We start from the raw sequence: 16,460 nt of genomic DNA, 5'->3' as shown, positions 1-16,460 counted from the left end.
GCTTCGCGGCGCAACCCAGGGAGGAAGATGACGATGAATGCTTTGCGGATATTGGCCGGCGCCGTGCTGGCGCTGTCGCTCGCTGCCGGCGCAGCGCAAGCCCAGCAGGTGTTGTTCTGGTCGACACAGGCGCGACCAGTGGAAGAGACACAGAAGATGCGCAGCGAGGTGCTGAAGGGGTTTGATGGCCAGGTCGACTATCAGGTCGCCGAGGACGGGCCTTGGCTCACCCGCCTTCAGGCCGAACTGCAGGCCGGCTCCGGCACCATAGGCGTGCTCGGCGGCCTGCACGGAGACTTCTCCACCGTCGGCGCGGACCTTGTCGATCTCTCTGGCGTCGATCTCGGTGGCGTCAAGGTCAACGAGACCTACAAGAAGCTCGGCATGCTCGGCACCGGCGAGCAGAAGTACCTGCCATGGATGCAGGCCACCTTTCTGATGGCGGCCAGCAAGCAGGCGCTGCAATATCTGCCGGCCGGCACCGATCTCAACACCATCACTTATGACCAACTGATCGAGTGGGCGAAAAACATCGCTGAAAAGACCGGTTCGCCCAAATTCGGTTTTCCGGCCGGCCCGAAAGGGCTGAAGCACCGTTTCTTCGAGGGTTTTCTCCTTCCATCGTATACCGGCTCGATGGTGACCAAGTTTCGCTCGGCGGAGGCCGAGACGGCGTGGAACAAGTTCAAGGAATTGTGGCAATACACCAACCCGAATTCGACCAACTATGCCTTCATGCAGGAGCCGCTGTTGACCGGCGAAGTCTGGGTGGCATTCGATCACGTGGCGCGCCTCGCCGACGCCTTCAACCAGAAACCCGATGACTTCGTCGCCTTCCCGGCGCCGGCCGGCCCGGCAGGCCGCGGCTACATGCCGGTGGTCGCCGGCGTCGCTATCCCGAAGACCTCGCCCGACATGGACAAGGCCAAGGCACTGGTCGCCTATATGCTGAAACCGGAAACCCAGATCGCGACGCTCAAGGCGACAAACTTCTTCCCCATCGTCGACGTCAAGCTGCCCGACGACATGCCGGCCTCGGTGAAGGCCTTCAGCCCAGTGATCGCCACCATGACCGGAGCCCCGGATGCGCTGCCGGCGCTGCTGCCGATGGGACTTGGCGGCCTCGGCGGCAAGTTCAATCAGATCTACACCGACAGCTTCGAGCGCATCGTGCTCGGCGGCGAGGATGTGCACGGCGTGCTCGACGAACAGGCGACGGCGCTGAAGGCGATCATCGACCAGGCGAAAGCGCCGTGCTGGGCGCCCGACAAACCATCGCAAGGCGCCTGTCCCGTCGATTAAGAATCCTCCCCGGGCGTCCGGATTTCCAGCGCGCCGGGCGCCCACCCCTTTTGAAGCTTCGAATAGAGAGAGCTCCATGCACGGCAAGGCCCTGCCCTATCTGCTGCTGACGCCGGCGACGCTGTTCCTTTGCGTCTTCTTCCTCTATCCGTTTGCGCTGGTCGCCTTCGAGGCGTTCACCCGCGACGGCGGCTTTACGCTCGACAATTTCCGCACCATGACCAGCAGCTGGAAATTTCCGGTCACGGTTCGCAACACGCTGCTTCTCAGCGCCGTCGTCGTGCCCATCCAGCTGGTCATGGCGCTGCTGATGGCAACGATGGTGTCGCGACTTGCGGCCGGGCGCAGCGCCGCGCTTTATATCTTCGCTATTCCGCTCGGCATCTCCGATCTCGCCGCTGGGCTGATCTGGCTCGCCATCTTCGACCAGTCCGGCTTCCTCAACACCTTGCTCTCCAATCTCGGCGTCATCGACAGGCCGGTCATGTTCCTCGGCTACCAGAGCAAGCTGACGATCTTCATCGCCGTGGCGCTGGCCGAGATCTGGCGTGCGACCGCCATCATGATGGTCATTCTGGTCGCCGGCATGGGGCTCATCCCCCGGGAATATTACGAGGCGGCGGAGGTTTTTGGCGCTAGTCCGTGGAAGCGCTTCATCAAGATCACGCTGCCTCTGCTGCGCCCCAGCCTGCAGACGGCGATCATCCTGCGCGTCATCCTTGCCTTTGAGGTCTTTGCGGTGGTTGCAGCACTCGGCGGCACCAATCTGCCGGTGCTGATGGGCGAGACCTACAATTGGCAGTTCACGCTGCAGGACCGCAATGTCGCCGCCGCCATGGCGCTGTTCATCCTCGCCATATCGATCGGTTTCACGCTGTTCTTCCTGCGGGTGCTGCGTGTGCCGAAGGAGGCGCGGATATGAGCACGGTGGAGCTGTCGATCGCCGCGCCTGAGGCCCGCAAAGCCGGCAACTGGTTGCTGGTCGCCACCGTCATCCTGCTTTGCATCTGGGTGCTGCTGCCGATCTATCTGTTGATCGTCAACGCGCTGTCGTCGCCGGAAGAGGTGACCGCCTTTCCCAAGCGCTTCTTCCCGTCATTCGATTTCGGCAGCCTTTCTTTCTTCATCAATTTCGCCGGCGTCGCCAGGGCGCTGTGGAACTCCGTTCTCGTCGCCACGCTGACGATGCTCCTCTCGATCGGCTTCGGCGCACCCGCGGGCTACGCGCTGTCGCGCTTCGAATTCCCGGGCAAGGAAACGTTCCGTTTCCTCGTGCTGATGACCCGCGCCTTCCCACTGCCGCTGCTGGCGCTACCGCTGGCGGTGATGTTCATCCGCACCGGCCTCGACGACACCGCGATCGGGCTGGCGCTGGTCCACACCACGCTGGCGCTGCCATTCGCGGTGCTGATCACGTTCTCGCTCTTCTCCGGCATTCCAGTCGAGCTGGAGGAAGCGGCCTGGACGCTCGGCTGCACGAGATTGCAGGCATTCCGAAAAATCATTCTACCGCTGGCGCTGCCGGGCATCGCGGCGTCGGCGGTATTTGCCTTCACCATCTCCTGGAACGAAGTGTTTGCCGCCGCCGTGCTCACCATCGAGAACCGGACGCTGACCGCCTTCCTGCTGCAGAGCCTCGGCGAATCGCCGCTCTACCTCAAATTCGCCGGTGGCGCGGCACTGGTCATCCCGGCGCTGATCTTCATCTTCGCCGTTCGCAAATATCTGTTCGCCATGTGGGGGATCGCCAACCGATGACGCGCACAAAAGAGAACGCCGATGGCTGAGATCGCCATCAAGCAGGTCGCAAAACGTTTCGGTGGCTTCACCGCGCTGCATTCGATCGACCTGACCATCGCCGACCAGGAATTCATGGTGCTGCTTGGCGCCTCGGGTTGCGGCAAGACCACGCTGCTGAGGATCGTCGCCGGGCTGGAAACGCCAAGCCAGGGCGAGGTCTGGATCGGCGGCCGTCGCGTCGACCATCTGCCGCCGCGCGAACGCGGCATCGCCATGGTGTTCCAGAATTACGCCGTGTTTCCGCACCTGACCGTGTTCGAGAACATCGCCTTCGGCCTGCGCATGAAGAAGCTGCCGCAGCAGGAGGTCGAGGGGCGCGTCAACCGCACCGCGGAGCTCATGCACATCGAGCAGCTTTTGAAGCGCTATTCGGGCCAGCTTTCCGGCGGCCAGCGCCAGCGCGTGGCAGTCGCTCGGGCACTTGCGATGGAGCCGGACGTGATCCTGATGGACGAGCCGCTGTCGAACCTCGATGCGCTGCTGCGGCTCGAAATGCGCGCCGAGCTCAAGGGCGTGCTCGCCGCGTCCAAGACCACCACCATCTATGTCACTCACGATCAGGTCGAGGCGATGAGCCTCGCCGACCGCATCGCCGTCATGCATCAGGGCCATATCGTCCAGGCCGCCTCGCCGGTAGAGGTCTATCGCAATCCGGCCGCACGCTTCGTCGGCTCCTTCATCGGCAACCCGCCGATGAATTTCATCCTGGCGACGAAGGCGGCAGACGGCAGCTGGACCGTCGCCGGGCTGACGCTGCCCGGCCCCAAATCGGACAAGCAGACGATAGAATTCGCCATTCGCCCCGAGGATGTCGACACCGGCACCGAAGGGCTGCACGCCACCGTGCGCGTTGTCGAGCCGCTCGGACCGCACACGCTGGTCACCTGCGATGTCGAGGGCGGCCTGTTCCGCGCCATCCTCGAATCGAATGCCACGGTCGCCGTCGGCGATCACCTGCGGCTCTTGCCCAAACCCGACCGCATCCGCTGGTTCGACCCCGAAACCACCAACGCGCTTTGATCCAAACGCCCTTCGATCCTGAAAGTACGACCGCCCCCATGATATCTCTTGCTGTCGACGAAACCATCGCCCGCGCCGTAGAGGTGCTCAGGGAAAACGACCAAGGCACCTACACCATACCGACCAAGGGCCTCTACCCGTTCCAGTGGAACTGGGATTCCTGCCTGACCGCGCTCGGTCTTGCCCACTACGATGAGGCTCGAGCCTGGACCGAGATCGACACGCTGTTCGCCCACCAGTGGCCGGACGGCATGGTACCGCACATCGTCTTCCATGTCTGGAGCGACGGCTATTTCCCGGGACCGGAGGTCTGGCGGACGGACCGCCCGACCGCCACCTCGGGCATCACCCAGCCGGCGGTCGCCGGCTTTGCCGTGCGCCGCTTGTTTGACCAGGCCAAGGACAAGACGCTGGCGGCCGAGCGTGCCCGGGTGTTGCTGCCGAAAATCGATGCCTGGCACCGCTGGTTCTACGAAAACCGCGACCCGAACGGCGAAGGGCTGGTCGCCATAATCCACCCATGGGAGTCCGGTCGCGACAACTCGATCGACTGGGACGAGGCGTTTGAGCACGTGCCGACCGAAGGCGTCGAGCCCTACACCCGCCGCGACATCCTGCACGCCGATCCGGCGCATCGTCCAACCAAGGCACAGTATGACCGCTATGTCTGGCTGCTGCAGCATTTCCGCGGGCTTGGCTGGGATAATGCCAGGCTGCACGATGCCTCGCCGTTCCAGGTCGTCGATCCCGGCTTCAATGCCATTCTGATCCGTTCCGCCGCCGATCTTGCCGATCTCGCCGAGGCACTTGGCGAAACCGAAATCGCAAAAGCCAACCGCGCCCGTGCCGAAAACGGGCTTTCGACGATGGAACGGCTGTGGAGCGACACACATAGCCAGTACATTTGTTTCGACCGAGTGGCCGGAAAGCACGTTGACAGCGCGTCGGTCGGCGGCATTCTGCCGGTGTTTTCGGCTATTCCGGAAAGCCGGGCAGCGGCCATCGCCGCAACGATCGAGCGCATCGCCGGCAAAGCGCGTTACATCGTCCCCTCGCACGATCCTGGCGATGCGCGCTTCGACGCCAAGCGCTACTGGCGCGGCCCGGTCTGGCTGGTGGTCAACTACATGATCGCTAATGGCCTTGCCGCCGCCGGCCACAGCCAAATCGCACAACGGATCACCCAGTCCAGTCTCGACCTGATCGCCGAGAGCGGCTTTGCCGAATATTACGATCCCCTCAGCGGCGAGCCGCTCGGCGGTAACCGTTTCACCTGGACCGCGGCAATGGTGATCGAGTTTTTGAAGGGTCGAGGCTGAAGGCCGGCCACGACTGGCAGTCCCGCGTGGGTTTGACAAACAGCAGTCCGTGTCTATCGTCCTGCCTGTTACAGGAGCGGCGCATGACGACACCATCCGTGAGCGCTCTGTCCCCACTGACCGGCGAACTCCTGTCGCGGCTGGAGAAGCGGCTGGACCGGTCGGCGATCGTTTCGGCCGATGAGGCCGGGCCGCGTTACAGGGAAGACCCCGACGGCAAAGCCGGCGTATCGCCGGAGTTCGTGCTGCGTCCACGTACGGCCGGCGAGGTGTCGGACATACTTCGCCTGTGCAACGAGGCCGGACAGAGGCTTGTCATCCAGGGTGGCCGGACCGGGCTCGCCGGCGGCGCTCGCGTCCAACCCGGCGAAGCGGTGCTGTCGCTGGAGTGTATGACTTCCGTTGAAGCCCTCGACCGTGAAGCGACAACCATCATCGCCGAGGCCGGCGCGCCGCTGCAAACGGTGCAGGAAGCCGCCGATGCGGCCGGCTTACTGTTCGGCGTCGACATCGGAGCGCGCGGCGCGGCGACCGTCGGCGGTAATGTCGCCACCAATGCCGGCGGCATCCGCGTGCTGCGCTACGGCATGTACCGGGCGCAGGTGCTTGGCCTGGAAGCGGTGCTTGCCGACGGCGGCATCCTGACCTCGCTCAAGGGTTTGGCGAAGGACAATTCCGGCTATGACCTCAGCCAATTGTTCATCGGCAGTGAGGGCACGCTCGGCGTGGTCACCCGCGCATGCCTGCGGCTGCACCCGAAGCCGGCCACCGAGATCAACGCCTTCTGCGCGCTTGCTTCGCTCGACGCTGCAATCGCGCTGCTGGCGCTGCTCAGGCAGAAACTCGGGCCCTCGCTCTCGGCCTATGAGGTGAATTTCGCCCCGCTCTATGGCGCCATGATCGCCGGCATGGACGCGCCGGCGCCGCTGCCCGCGGGCTCGCCCGTCTATGTGCTTGCCGAGATACAGGGCAGCGAGCCCGACCGCGACGGCGAACGCTTTGCCGCGACGCTGATGCAGGCGGTCGAGGAGGGCGTGATCGACGACGTGGTCGTCTCGCAATCGCCGCGCGAATTCCGGGCGCTCTGGGCGGTGCGGGAGGAGGCCAACCGTTTCCTGTTTTCGATGGCAGGCCTGATTGGCGTCGATATCAGCATCCCACTGGCGAGAATGGCGACTTTCCTGGACGAAACAGAAGCCGCCATCAAGGCCGTCGACCCCGGCGCCGACATCTACGTCTTCGGCCATCTCGGCGATGGCAATCTGCATTACCAGATCCGCACGGTGGATCCGGCAGCCGCATACGGCACCGTCTACCGCGGTGTGGCCGCCGCCGGCGGCGGCGTTTCGGCCGAACATGGCATCGGCCTTGACAAGAAGGAGTGGCTGCATCTGGTGCGCAGCGATGCAGAGATTGCGGCCATGCGGCGCCTGAAAGCAGCCTTCGACCCGAACAACATCCTCAATGCCGGGCGCATCTTCGACCTTGCGACGGGCTGAAATCGAAGGCCGGTAGCGCTGGCCGGGTGCTGCCTCTATCTGGTCACGCCTTTCAATTTCGCATGCACCACCGCGATGCGGGCGGCGAGCGCGGCGTTGTTGCGGACCAGCGCGATGTTGGCCTTCAGGCTGCGGCCTTGCGAAAGCTCGTTGATGCGGGCGAGCAGAAACGGCGTCAGTTCCTTGCGCCCGATGCCGCGCTGCTCCGCTTCGGCTACCGCCGCTGCGATCGTGCCGTCGATGAATGCCGGATCGAGCGCGTCCGCTTCGGGGATAGGGTTGGCGACGAGAATGCCGGTGCCGGATTCCATCTCGTCATGCAGCAGCATGGCTCGCGCGATCTCGTCGGGGGTATCGAGGCGATGATCGGCCTTGAGCCCGCTGGAGCGGGTGTAGAAAGCCGGAAAATCATCACTCCCATAGGCGATCACCGGCACACGCTGGGTTTCCAGATATTCCAGCGTCTTCGCAATATCGAGGATCGACTTGACTCCGGCGCAGACGACAGTCGTGCCGGTTTGGCCGAGTTCGGTCAGGTCGGCCGAGATGTCGAAAGTCGCTTCGGCGCCGCGATGCACGCCGCCGACGCCGCCGGTCGCAAAAATGCCGATGCCGGCGAGTGCCGCGATCCGCATCGTCGCCGAGACGGTGGTTCCGGCCGAGCCGCCGTGCACCATGATGGCGGCGAGATCACGCCCGGAAGCCTTGACCACGCCCTTTGCCGCTGCCAGCTCTTCCAGTTCACGGTCGTCGAGGCCAACCTTGATCTTGCCGGCGACCACTGCGATCGTGGCGGGCACGGCGCCGTTCTCGCGTACCACGGTTTCGACGTCGCGGGCCGTCTCCAGATTGGCCGGATAGGGCATGCCGTGGGTGATGATCGTCGATTCCAGTGCCACCACCGCGCGGCCTTCATCAAGCGCGGCAGCGACTTCATCGTTCAGGTGGACAAGGGAAGGTTTCATCATCTCGCTTTCAGGCAGGAATGCGGTACATGCCGGCGGCAAGGAAGCGCGGCGATAGATCGGGGTGGACGCTGGATTCGCTCTCCGTGGTCAGCGTGGCGAGCAGTGCGCCGGTGCGGACGGCATGAGCTACCGGATCATCCGAAAGCACCTTGTACAAAGTGCCAGCGATCATCGCGTCACCGGCGCCGGTGATGTCGACGGCCTGCGCCGGGACGGAGCGCATCGTCGTAACACCGCTCTCGGTCGCAACGGCAAATCCATGCGCGCCTGCGGTTACGATCACCGTGCTGGCGCCGGCCGCGCGCAGCGCTGCTGCCGCTTCCTTCGGCGTTAGCCGCTTGTCGGCATCCGTCATGCCGAGCATCGTATTGGCCTCGTCATGGTTGGTGAACAGAAGGTCGATGCCGGTCAGATCCTTAGGCAGGCGCGCTGATTTCGGCGACGAGACTGTGTCGACGGCGAGCTTGAAGCGCGCGCCCTGCTTGCGCGAGATCAGTGCTGCGATGGTCGAAGCCGGCAGATTGCAGTCGATGAACACCCATGTCGCCGAAGCCAGATGCGGCCAGAAGCGGTCGAGATAGGACGACGAAAACAGATCGAAGATCTCCATGTCGGCAATGCCGAGCACCAGATCATTGTTGCGGTCGAGGATGGCGGCATATTCCGCCGTCGGCCGTTCCGTGGTGGTGATGACCTGGCTGACATCGGCGCCAAGATCGCGCAGGTGCCGCACCAGCGAGCGGCCGGTTTCATCGTCGCCGACGATTGAGACGAAGCTTATGTCGACGCCGAGGCGGGCAAGGTTTTCGGCTACGTTGCGGGCGACCCCTCCGAAGCTGCGATAACCGTCGACCGGGTTCGACGTCTCGAAAATCAGATCCTTCTTGGCGTGGTATTTGCGGTCGAGCACCGCGCCGCCGACGCAGACCATGCGCTTGGACGTCGGCAAGACGTAACCACGGCCGAGAATATAGCCCTTGTTGACGAGTTGCACGATGTGGGCCGCGACCGTCGAGCGGGCGATGCCGAGCGCCGTTGCTATGTCCTGCTGGCCGGCGAACGGGTTCGCCGCAATGAGGTCGAGAACCGCTTGTTCCTGTGCTCCAAGGTCGTCCATTGTCCCGCCCGGCCGTCAAATTCGAGGCTGAACGCTTTCGCAACAACAGATGACATTGTCAACATCTGTTTCGACGAGTGTCGGCTATGGCACCAGCACCAATGCGCCTATTGTCCGCCTGGCCTCAAGGTCGCGGTGAGCATCGCCGGCGTCGGATAGGTTATAGCGCTTGGGCGGTTCGATCCTGACGACGCGCTGTCGCAGCGCGGCAAAGAAACGCTCGACGTGCGGGGCTAGTTTTTCCGGCGTGTCGGTGTAATGCGCATAGTTGGGACGCGATACGGTGATCGACTTCGATGCAAAGCGGCCGATGTCCCAATTGCCGATCGGCCCTGACGCCTGACCGAAACTGACGAGGTGACCGCGAATGCGGAGCGCCGCCAGCGAGCCGCCGAACGTATCCTGGCCGACCGCATCGTAGACCACATCGGCGCCGACGCCTCCCGTCAGCCGCATGACGGCCTCAGTGAAATTCTCACGCGAGTAGACGATGACATGATGGGCACCGAGGCGTTCGACGATGCGCGCCTTGTCGTCGCTCGACACCGTTGCAATGACCGTTGCGCCGAGATGGCGTGCCCATTGCACCAGAAGCTGGCCGATGCCGCCGGCGCCGGCATGGACGAGAACGACGGAGCCCGGCTGCACCGCATGGACATCATGCAGCAAAAAACTCGCACTGACGCCCTTGAGCAGACCCGCGGCCGCAATCTCGTCGGGAATATCGTCGGACAGGCGAACCAGCAGATCGGGCGCCACGTTGCGCCGCTCGGTATAAGCGCCGACCGGCGGGCAGGCATAGGCGATGCGGTCGCCGACCGAGAAACCGGCAATCTCCAAACCGACCGCTTCGACGACGCCGGTTGCCTCCATGCCAGGCACGCCCGGTGGTTGCAAAAGGTCGAAATAGCCGGTGCGGCAATAGACGTCGATGAAGTTGACGCCGATCACAGTATGGCGGATCCGCACCTCGTTCGGCGCCGGCGGCGGCAAGCCGATCTCCTTGAGTTGCAGCACCTCCGGACCGCCATAGCGCTCGACCACAATAGCCCTGGTTGTTGCTGACTGGCCGAACGATGTTGTTGCGGAAGAGACCGGCGAAGCGATCAGCGGCGGGGCTGACGGAGGTGCCGGCGTTGGCGCTCTTGCCTTGGCAGTCAGAACCCTTCCTCGCAAAAGGCTACGGATCGCCGCGAAGCCGGCCTGATAAATGCCTTCGGAGACGAGCTTGACCAGTTCGTCGCGGCGGTGCGTAGGTGGATGGAATTCGGAACGCCATTCCCAGAAGGTCGCGTTGCCGTCGGTCACCGGCTTCAGCTGGATCGATGCGACATAACCCATCAGCGGCAGCGGCGCTTCGAGCAGGCAATAGGCGAGCCGAAAGTCCTTGTCGGACAGCGCCAGCAGCTGTTCGCGCAACTCGCCGCCATCGGCCAGGCGGAAACGACGAACCGAACCGACCGCGTCGACCGGGTCGCCACCTTCGATTTCGCTGAACGAGATCGCCGGGTGCCAGCGTTCATGGCCGTTGAAATCGCGCAGAATCGACCAGACATCATCGATCGGCGCATCGATGATGGTGCTCTGGCGGACTTGAACCATCGCGGGAATGTCAGCGCCCGAAGCGCTGCTTGAGTGCGCTCAACGCCGCCTGGAAGACGCCGGTGCCGATCTGATGCATAAGTGCTGCTTCGCGCTCAGGCGCACAGTCGAACTCCGCCTCCCATTCGGCCAGAGTGAGATTGCCGTCGGTGATCGGCGTCAGCGACAGCGTGGCGATATAATTCTCCACCGCCATCGGGCTTTCCAGGATAGCGTAACTGCACGACAGATCGTAGTCGGACAGTGCCAGCAATTTTTCGCGAATCCGCCCGCCATCCCTGAGCACAAAGTTGCGGATGCAGCCGATCTGGTCGGCCGGTGCGTTCTGTTCGACGCGGCTCTCCGCAACGAATGGCGCCCAGGCGGGAAGGCCGTTGAAGTTGCGCACGAGCTTCCAGACTTCCGCAGCCGGCGCAGGGATGACCGAGGACACATAGACCTTGGTCATGCCCCACCGCCCGCATCGAACGAGCGGCCGGTGCCGAGGCATCGCCACTCATTCGCACAGCACACCGCCCACCGGACCTGGTCAGCGGTCGCGGTCGTCATCGTCGTCCTTGCTGACCTTGCCTTTGCCTTTCTTGTCGCGGGTCAGGCTCGATATGTCCTTGGCATCGCGCAGCACGTCGGTCATGCGGCCGAGCGAGCCGCCCTCGATGCCGATCTCCTTCATCAGATTATCGATCATCGGCGCCTGGACCCGGTAGCGCAGCGCCGAATCGATCACCTCGTCGGTGACGTTGCGGTTGCCGCCCTGCCCGCCATTGATGCCGTCGACGTGCAGGATCTTGATGCCGTCGATTTTCTCCATCGGCTTGACGCTTTCGCGGATGATGCCTTCCATGTGGTCGAGCAACTTGCCGCGCAGGCGACCGGCACGAGCCTCGTTGGAGAGCAGATTGTCGGCCTCGTTGAGCTGACGATGGCCGGCGGCATCAACCTCGTAGCGCTGGGCCGCCGCAAGGGCGTGGATCTTCTCCGCCTCGGCCGCGGCAACAGCGGCGATCTTCTGCGCTTCGGCCAGGCTCTTGGCCGCCTTCATCTCGGCATCTGCGGCCGCGGTTATGCGCAAGGCCTCGCGCTCGGCCTCGCGAGCCGCACCGATCAAGTCGGTCAGCTTGCGGCGCTCGGCGATCTCGCGCTCGCGCGCCGTGAAGGCCTGCTCCTCAGCCTGGATGGCCTTGGCGCGCACCGCCTCGGATGCCGCGATAGCGGAGGAACGCTCCTGCGTCTTTTTGGCGATGTCGATGGCCTTCTGGATTTCGGCTATCTCGATCTTCTGGTCGCGCTCGACGCCGAGCTGGCGGATGTCGCGGTCCTTGATCAGCCGCGCCTCCTCGATGCCGCGCTCGATGGTGATGCGAGCGCGCTCGACCTCTTCGCCGGCCGATATTTCGGCTTCCTCGAAAGCCTGGCGCTTGGCGATCTGCAGCGCCTCGAGGTGACGCTCGCGTGCAATCCTGACCTCGTCGATGGCACGCTCCTGCCCGATCCGCGCTGTTTCGGTCGCCTGGTTCTCGACAATTTCGGCGCGGCGCTTTTCCGCCTCGGCCCTGGTAACCTCCAATGCCTTTTCCGCCAGCGCGATCTGGCGTTCGAGCTCGGCGATTTCGAGGGCTTTCCTGCGCTCGATCTCGAGCTCGCTCTGCGTGCCTTCGCGTTCGATCCTGGCCTTTTCCAGGGCGAGCTCTAGCGCGATCTGCTCGCGCTCGGTCAGTTCGCGCATTTTCATTTCCGTCTCATCGAGGGCGCGGCGGCGCGCAATCTCGCGGCGCTGCGTGTCTTCCTCGCTCTTGATGCGCTCCTCGGTAATGTTGCGCTCCTGGTTGAGGCGCGATTTCTCGACGGCCTCGCGCGCCGACAGTTGCGCCTGCTCGGCCTCCTGGTCGCGGATCGCCCGCTCCCTGGCGAGTTCGGAGCGCTGCGAGGCGCGACGTATCTCGACCTCGCGCTCCTGCTCGAGGCGGGCGTATTCGGTGTCGCGGTCGATCTCCAGCACCTTGCGCTGGGTGTCGAGGTTCTGGTTGCGGATGTCGACCAGCGTGCGCTGCTCGATCTCGTTGCGCATCCTGCGGCGCGTCTCGATCGATTCCGTCAGTTGGGTGAGGCCTTCGGCGTCGAAGGCATTGGACGGATCGAAATATTCGAGGCTGGTCTGGTCGAGGTCGACGATGGCGACGCTTTCCAGCTCCAGCCCGTTGGCGGCGAGCGATTCCGAGGCAAGCTGCCGGACCCTGGCCGCATAGTCGCCGCGCAGCTCGTGCATCTCTTCCAGCGTCATCTGGGCGGCAACGGTGCGCATGGCACCGGCGAACTTGCCCTCCAGCAATTCGCGCAGGCTGTCGGGCTGCAGCGTGCGGCGCCCGAGCGTCTGGGCTGCGGCGGCGACCAGATCGCGGCCGGCGCCGACACGGACGAAGAACTCTGCGACCAGATCAACGCGCATGCGGTTCTTGGTGATCAGCGCAAAGGCATCCTCGCGGCGCACTTCGATGCGCAGGACGTTCATGTTGACCGGCGTGATCTCGTGCAGCACCGGAATGACGAAAGCGCCACCGTTTACCACCACCTTCTCGCCCATGAAGCCGGTGCGCACAAACGCCGTCTCCTTGGTCGACCGGCGATAAAGCCATCGCAGTATGTAGACGGCGATCACCACCACGATCGCGGCAATGATCAGCCACAAAAGGAAAGCGCCCAAGGTCTGCGCGGCCATCTTTTCTACCCTCCCAAATAGAATGCGGTCAGCCACGGGCTACCGGCACCGATTTTACAATTGCGCCTGCTCGAAGCCATTATGCTCGCCTCTGCAGTTTTGGCGTGATCGCGCGGAACGCATTGACCGCCGCATCGACGAAGAGCGCGTCATTGATGTTCGCACCCACACGCTCGAGATGGCGCTGCGGCGTCTGGCGAACGGTCTTCTCGATCGCCTCGAACAGGGCGTTGTCGGCCTCCGGATCGTGAAACGGCTGGCCTGCTGCATCGAGCATCGAGACACCGCCCTCCGGCAACAGGAACCGCACCGGGCCATTCATGGCATTGAGCCGCGCACCGATCCATTCGCCAAAGGCGCGGTTCTCGTCGCGGGTTGTCCGCATCAGCGTGACGTTCGGATTGTGGATGACGAATTTGCGGCTTCGAAATTTCTCCGGCACGCTGTCGCGCGGGCCGAAATTGACCATGTCCAGCGCGCCGGTTGAGCCGACATAGGGCAAGCCGGTACGGATTGCGGCGCCAAAGCGGTCTTCAGTCGCCGGGAACACACCGCCGACGATCATGTCGGCCACCTCCGTGGTAGTCAGATCAAGGAAAGCCGAGAGCAGCCGCGAATCGCCGAGGTTCTCCATTGCCCGTCCGCCGATGCCGGTCGCGTGGAACACGAGACAGTCGTAGTCGGCTTCGAGCCGCCTGGTTACCGCCTGCACCGCCGGCGTCGTGACACCGAACATGGTGATGCCGACAGCCGGGCGCGCCAGCTTGCGCCTGGCTTCCCAGGCTTCGGCATTGGGCAGCTGCGCGACCATGCCCGCCATCGCATGCGCCGCATTTGACAGCACCTGTTCGGTGATCGAGTTCAGCCCCTGAACGTCGGCAACCGAATGGAACATCATGATGTCCGCGCCGCCGACATATTTGGCGACATCGCCGGCTGCCACGGTCGACACCATCAGTTTGGGGATACCGACGGGCAGCACGCGCATGCCTGCTGTTGCCAGCGTGGTGCCGCCGGAGCCGCCGGCCGAGATGACGCCGCCAATGCGCGGCTCGCGCTCGATCCAGCGCGCGAAGGCTTCCGCCATAGCGCTCACCGAGCCGCCGCGATCATTGGTGAAAACGGCCGCCGATCCCCGCATATGCATTCCGGCCACCTGCATGGCGGGAACGTCGGCGCTCGACGGTTTTCCGGAGGTGGAGAGGTCGACGGTGCGAACCGGAATGCCGAGGGACTTCAGCCGGTCGGCGACGAACCGCAACTCCTTGCCCTTGGTATCGAAAGTGCCCGCGACTAGCACTGTTCTTCCAATGCGTTCGGCGAAAGGAATTGCAAAGACCTTCTTCAAATCGTCCTGTGGCGCGGCCTTCTCGATAGCCGCTTGCCGCATGGCCGTGACCGGCACGTTCCAGCGGTTGGGCAGTTCGGTGACCGGAAGGTAGGTTCCATTCTGGGTCATCGGTTCGGAACCGGTAGCTGTCCGGTCGATGCGGTAGACTTCAGCCAACTGGTCCTTCGCCTGTGCCGCGGCTGCCGGCGTGACGGACGTCTCGTCGGCATGGCGTCCGACACCAAGCAGCCGTTGCTGCAATTCCCGGTCTGCCGCGAGCGCTGCCGCGTCCATCAGCCGATTGATGCGGCCGTTGACCATGATGGCGACCTGGTTGGAAACAGCGGTCGCCACGCCGATATTCTGCTCGATGACGAGGATCGCCATCTCACCTTCCTCGGCCAGGGTGACGAGCATCCGCTCAACCTGGTCGACAATGATCGGCGCAAGGCCTTCGGTCGGCTCGTCCATGACCAGCAGCTTCGGGTCGCTGAGCAGGGCACGCGAGATAGCAAGCATCTGCTGTTCGCCGCCGGAGAGCTGCGAGCCGCCATTGGTGCGGCGCTCGGCGAGGCGCGGAAATGTCTGGTAGATGCGTTCGACGGTCCAACTCGCATCGCGCCGATTGCCGGCAGCGAGACGGAGATGCTCATCAACGCTCAGGCTTGGCCAGACGCGCCGCCCTTGCGGCACATAACCGACGCCGAGGCGATGGATCTCGTGCGGTTCGAGCGCAGTGATCTCGCGGCCGTCGACGCGGATCGAGCCGGAGCGCGCGCGCTTCAGGCCGACGATGGTGTTGCAGAGCGTCGACTTGCCCATGCCGTTGCGGCCGACCACCGACAGCACGCCGCTTTCCAGCGCCAGCGAGACGCCCTGAAGGGCATGGCTTTCGCCGTAATAGACCTGCAGATCCTCTATTTTGAGGATCGCCTTGCCTATTTTGCCGGAAGAGGCTGGGCCAGAAGGGAGCGTTCGGCCGAGGGGAACGGGGCGCTCAGCCATGCTTGCCCCCGAGATAGATCTCCTGGACCTCCGGGTCGGCCTCGATCTCTTGCGGCGTGCCTTCCTTGAACAGACGGCCGTTGTGCATCATCGACACATATTCCGAAACGCGCAGCGCGACATCCAGATCGTGCTCGATGATAATATAGCCGATATGCTTGGGCAGCGCATTGAGGATCGCCACCAAGTCGCGGCGCTCGGTCGGCGACAGGCCGGCCGCCGGCTCGTCGAACAGGATGAAGCGTGGCGCGCCGGCCAGCGCCAGCGCGATCTCCAACTGCCGCTGCTGGCCATGGCTGAGTGTCGCCACCAGCAGGTCGCGATAGGCCTCGAGATGCACGGCATTGAGGATCGATTCCGCCTGCACCATGTTGACGTCGGTGGCCTTTGGGCGGAGCAGCGAGAACCGTCGGCGTGAGACGCCGCGGCAAGCGAGAAAGATCGAGTCGAGAACCGACAAGCCTTTGAACAGCTGCGAGATCTGGTAGGTCCGCCGCAAGCCCCGCCGGATGCGTTCATGCGGCGGCAAGTCGGTGATGTCCTCACCGAAGAAGCGGATGCGGCCAGCCGTCGGCAGGAAATCGCCGGTCACTGCATTGAACAGCGTGGTCTTGCCGGCGCCGTTAGAGCCGAGAACCGCGCGCCGCTCGCCAGCCGCGATCCTCATATCAATGCCGGAGAGCGCCACCAAAGCGCCGAAATGCCGCGCAACGCCATCGAGTTCCAGCGCAAAGGCGCCGGAGCTTTGGAGACGGTTCGCGGCAAGAGTTTCGGTCACGGGC

At 63.9% G+C, this 16,460-nt stretch carries 13 protein-coding genes; 6 read left to right on the top strand and 7 right to left on the bottom strand.

The window, feature by feature from the left end; translation table 11 throughout:
- Window positions 1-33: 33 nt before the first annotated feature.
- The 6 genes from NKH63_RS11540 (at window position 34) to NKH63_RS11515 (ending at window position 6,940) form a co-directional block, all read left to right on the top strand.
- Window positions 34-1,302 carry an ABC transporter substrate-binding protein gene (locus tag NKH63_RS11540; RefSeq protein ID WP_352845855.1) on the top strand — a complete coding sequence of 423 codons (1,269 nt, stop codon included), beginning with the start codon at window positions 34-36 and terminating at the stop codon, window positions 1,300-1,302.
- 76 nt (window positions 1,303-1,378) lie between these two features.
- The gene (locus NKH63_RS11535) at window positions 1,379-2,224 is read left to right on the top strand and encodes a carbohydrate ABC transporter permease (protein ID WP_023716719.1); all 846 of its coding nucleotides are present in this window, start codon (window positions 1,379-1,381) and stop codon (window positions 2,222-2,224) included.
- Window positions 2,221-3,060, top strand: a complete 840-nt coding sequence (locus NKH63_RS11530; RefSeq protein WP_352493961.1) for a carbohydrate ABC transporter permease — start codon at window positions 2,221-2,223, stop codon at window positions 3,058-3,060. The genes NKH63_RS11535 and NKH63_RS11530 overlap by 4 nt, the downstream gene beginning before the upstream one ends.
- Window positions 3,061-3,081: 21 nt before the next feature.
- Complete coding sequence (locus NKH63_RS11525) at window positions 3,082-4,122, top strand: ABC transporter ATP-binding protein (RefSeq protein WP_023716717.1); 1,041 nt, start codon at window positions 3,082-3,084, stop codon at window positions 4,120-4,122.
- Window positions 4,123-4,160: 38 nt separating this feature from the next.
- Window positions 4,161-5,441, top strand: coding sequence for an amylo-alpha-1,6-glucosidase (locus NKH63_RS11520; protein WP_352917880.1), 1,281 nt, complete (start codon window positions 4,161-4,163; stop codon window positions 5,439-5,441).
- A gap of 83 nt (window positions 5,442-5,524) precedes the next feature.
- Window positions 5,525-6,940 (top strand): FAD-binding oxidoreductase, encoded by a 1,416-nt coding sequence (locus NKH63_RS11515; RefSeq protein ID WP_352917879.1) that lies wholly within the window; start codon window positions 5,525-5,527, stop codon window positions 6,938-6,940.
- 35 nt (window positions 6,941-6,975) lie between these two features.
- On the opposite strand, the gene NKH63_RS11510 is transcribed toward NKH63_RS11515, so the two are convergent.
- The 7 genes from NKH63_RS11510 to NKH63_RS11480 all read right to left on the bottom strand — a co-directional run bounded on the left by NKH63_RS11510 (window position 6,976) and on the right by NKH63_RS11480 (window position 16,456).
- A complete protein-coding gene (locus NKH63_RS11510; RefSeq protein WP_352917921.1) occupies window positions 6,976-7,905 on the bottom strand; it encodes a pseudouridine-5'-phosphate glycosidase in 930 nt (309 codons plus the stop codon).
- A 10-nt stretch (window positions 7,906-7,915) separates the two neighbouring features.
- The gene (locus tag NKH63_RS11505) at window positions 7,916-9,025 is read right to left on the bottom strand and encodes a carbohydrate kinase (RefSeq protein WP_352515636.1); all 1,110 of its coding nucleotides are present in this window, start codon (window positions 9,023-9,025) and stop codon (window positions 7,916-7,918) included.
- An 84-nt stretch (window positions 9,026-9,109) separates the two neighbouring features.
- Window positions 9,110-10,627: a zinc-binding dehydrogenase gene (locus NKH63_RS11500; protein ID WP_352917878.1), complete on the bottom strand. Its 1,518-nt coding sequence runs from the start codon at window positions 10,625-10,627 to the stop codon at window positions 9,110-9,112.
- Between the two features lie 10 nt (window positions 10,628-10,637).
- Window positions 10,638-11,075 carry an SRPBCC family protein gene (locus NKH63_RS11495; RefSeq protein ID WP_023716711.1) on the bottom strand — a complete coding sequence of 146 codons (438 nt, stop codon included), beginning with the start codon at window positions 11,073-11,075 and terminating at the stop codon, window positions 10,638-10,640.
- 81 nt (window positions 11,076-11,156) lie between these two features.
- On the bottom strand, window positions 11,157-13,343 hold the full coding sequence (locus tag NKH63_RS11490) for a flotillin family protein (protein ID WP_352917877.1): 2,187 nt from the start codon (window positions 13,341-13,343) through the stop codon (window positions 11,157-11,159).
- Window positions 13,344-13,422: 79 nt separating this feature from the next.
- Entirely contained in the window at window positions 13,423-15,678 is a 2,256-nt protein-coding gene (locus NKH63_RS11485; RefSeq protein ID WP_352895251.1) for an ABC transporter permease, read from the bottom strand.
- Complete coding sequence (locus NKH63_RS11480; RefSeq protein ID WP_352493955.1) at window positions 15,671-16,456, bottom strand: ABC transporter ATP-binding protein; 786 nt, start codon at window positions 16,454-16,456, stop codon at window positions 15,671-15,673. The genes NKH63_RS11485 and NKH63_RS11480 overlap by 8 nt, the downstream gene beginning before the upstream one ends.
- Between the last annotated feature and the right edge of the window lie 4 nt (window positions 16,457-16,460).

The organism is Mesorhizobium sp. M0960 (assembly GCF_040319055.1).
Classification (GTDB): Bacteria; Pseudomonadota; Alphaproteobacteria; order Rhizobiales; family Rhizobiaceae; genus Mesorhizobium.
The sequence above is the reverse complement of the archived record's forward strand: the minus strand, read 5'-3'. Positions and strand labels throughout refer to the sequence as shown.

Bases quoted from the DNA above. Each gene is read 5' to 3' on its own strand.
- NKH63_RS11540 (WP_352845855.1), top strand. From the start codon at position 34: ATGAATGCTTTGCGGATATTGGCCGGCGCCGTGCTGGCGCTGTCGCTC.
- NKH63_RS11535 (WP_023716719.1), top strand. From the start codon at position 1,379: ATGCACGGCAAGGCCCTGCCCTATCTGCTGCTGACGCCGGCGACGCTG.
- NKH63_RS11530 (WP_352493961.1), top strand. From the start codon at position 2,221: ATGAGCACGGTGGAGCTGTCGATCGCCGCGCCTGAGGCCCGCAAAGCC.
- NKH63_RS11525 (WP_023716717.1), top strand. From the start codon at position 3,082: ATGGCTGAGATCGCCATCAAGCAGGTCGCAAAACGTTTCGGTGGCTTC.
- NKH63_RS11520 (WP_352917880.1), top strand. From the start codon at position 4,161: ATGATATCTCTTGCTGTCGACGAAACCATCGCCCGCGCCGTAGAGGTG.
- NKH63_RS11515 (WP_352917879.1), top strand. From the start codon at position 5,525: ATGACGACACCATCCGTGAGCGCTCTGTCCCCACTGACCGGCGAACTC.
- NKH63_RS11510 (WP_352917921.1), bottom strand. From the start codon at position 7,905: ATGAAACCTTCCCTTGTCCACCTGAACGATGAAGTCGCTGCCGCGCTT.
- NKH63_RS11505 (WP_352515636.1), bottom strand. From the start codon at position 9,025: ATGGACGACCTTGGAGCACAGGAACAAGCGGTTCTCGACCTCATTGCG.
- NKH63_RS11500 (WP_352917878.1), bottom strand. From the start codon at position 10,627: ATGGTTCAAGTCCGCCAGAGCACCATCATCGATGCGCCGATCGATGAT.
- NKH63_RS11495 (WP_023716711.1), bottom strand. From the start codon at position 11,075: ATGACCAAGGTCTATGTGTCCTCGGTCATCCCTGCGCCGGCTGCGGAA.
- NKH63_RS11490 (WP_352917877.1), bottom strand. From the start codon at position 13,343: ATGGCCGCGCAGACCTTGGGCGCTTTCCTTTTGTGGCTGATCATTGCC.
- NKH63_RS11485 (WP_352895251.1), bottom strand. From the start codon at position 15,678: ATGGCTGAGCGCCCCGTTCCCCTCGGCCGAACGCTCCCTTCTGGCCCA.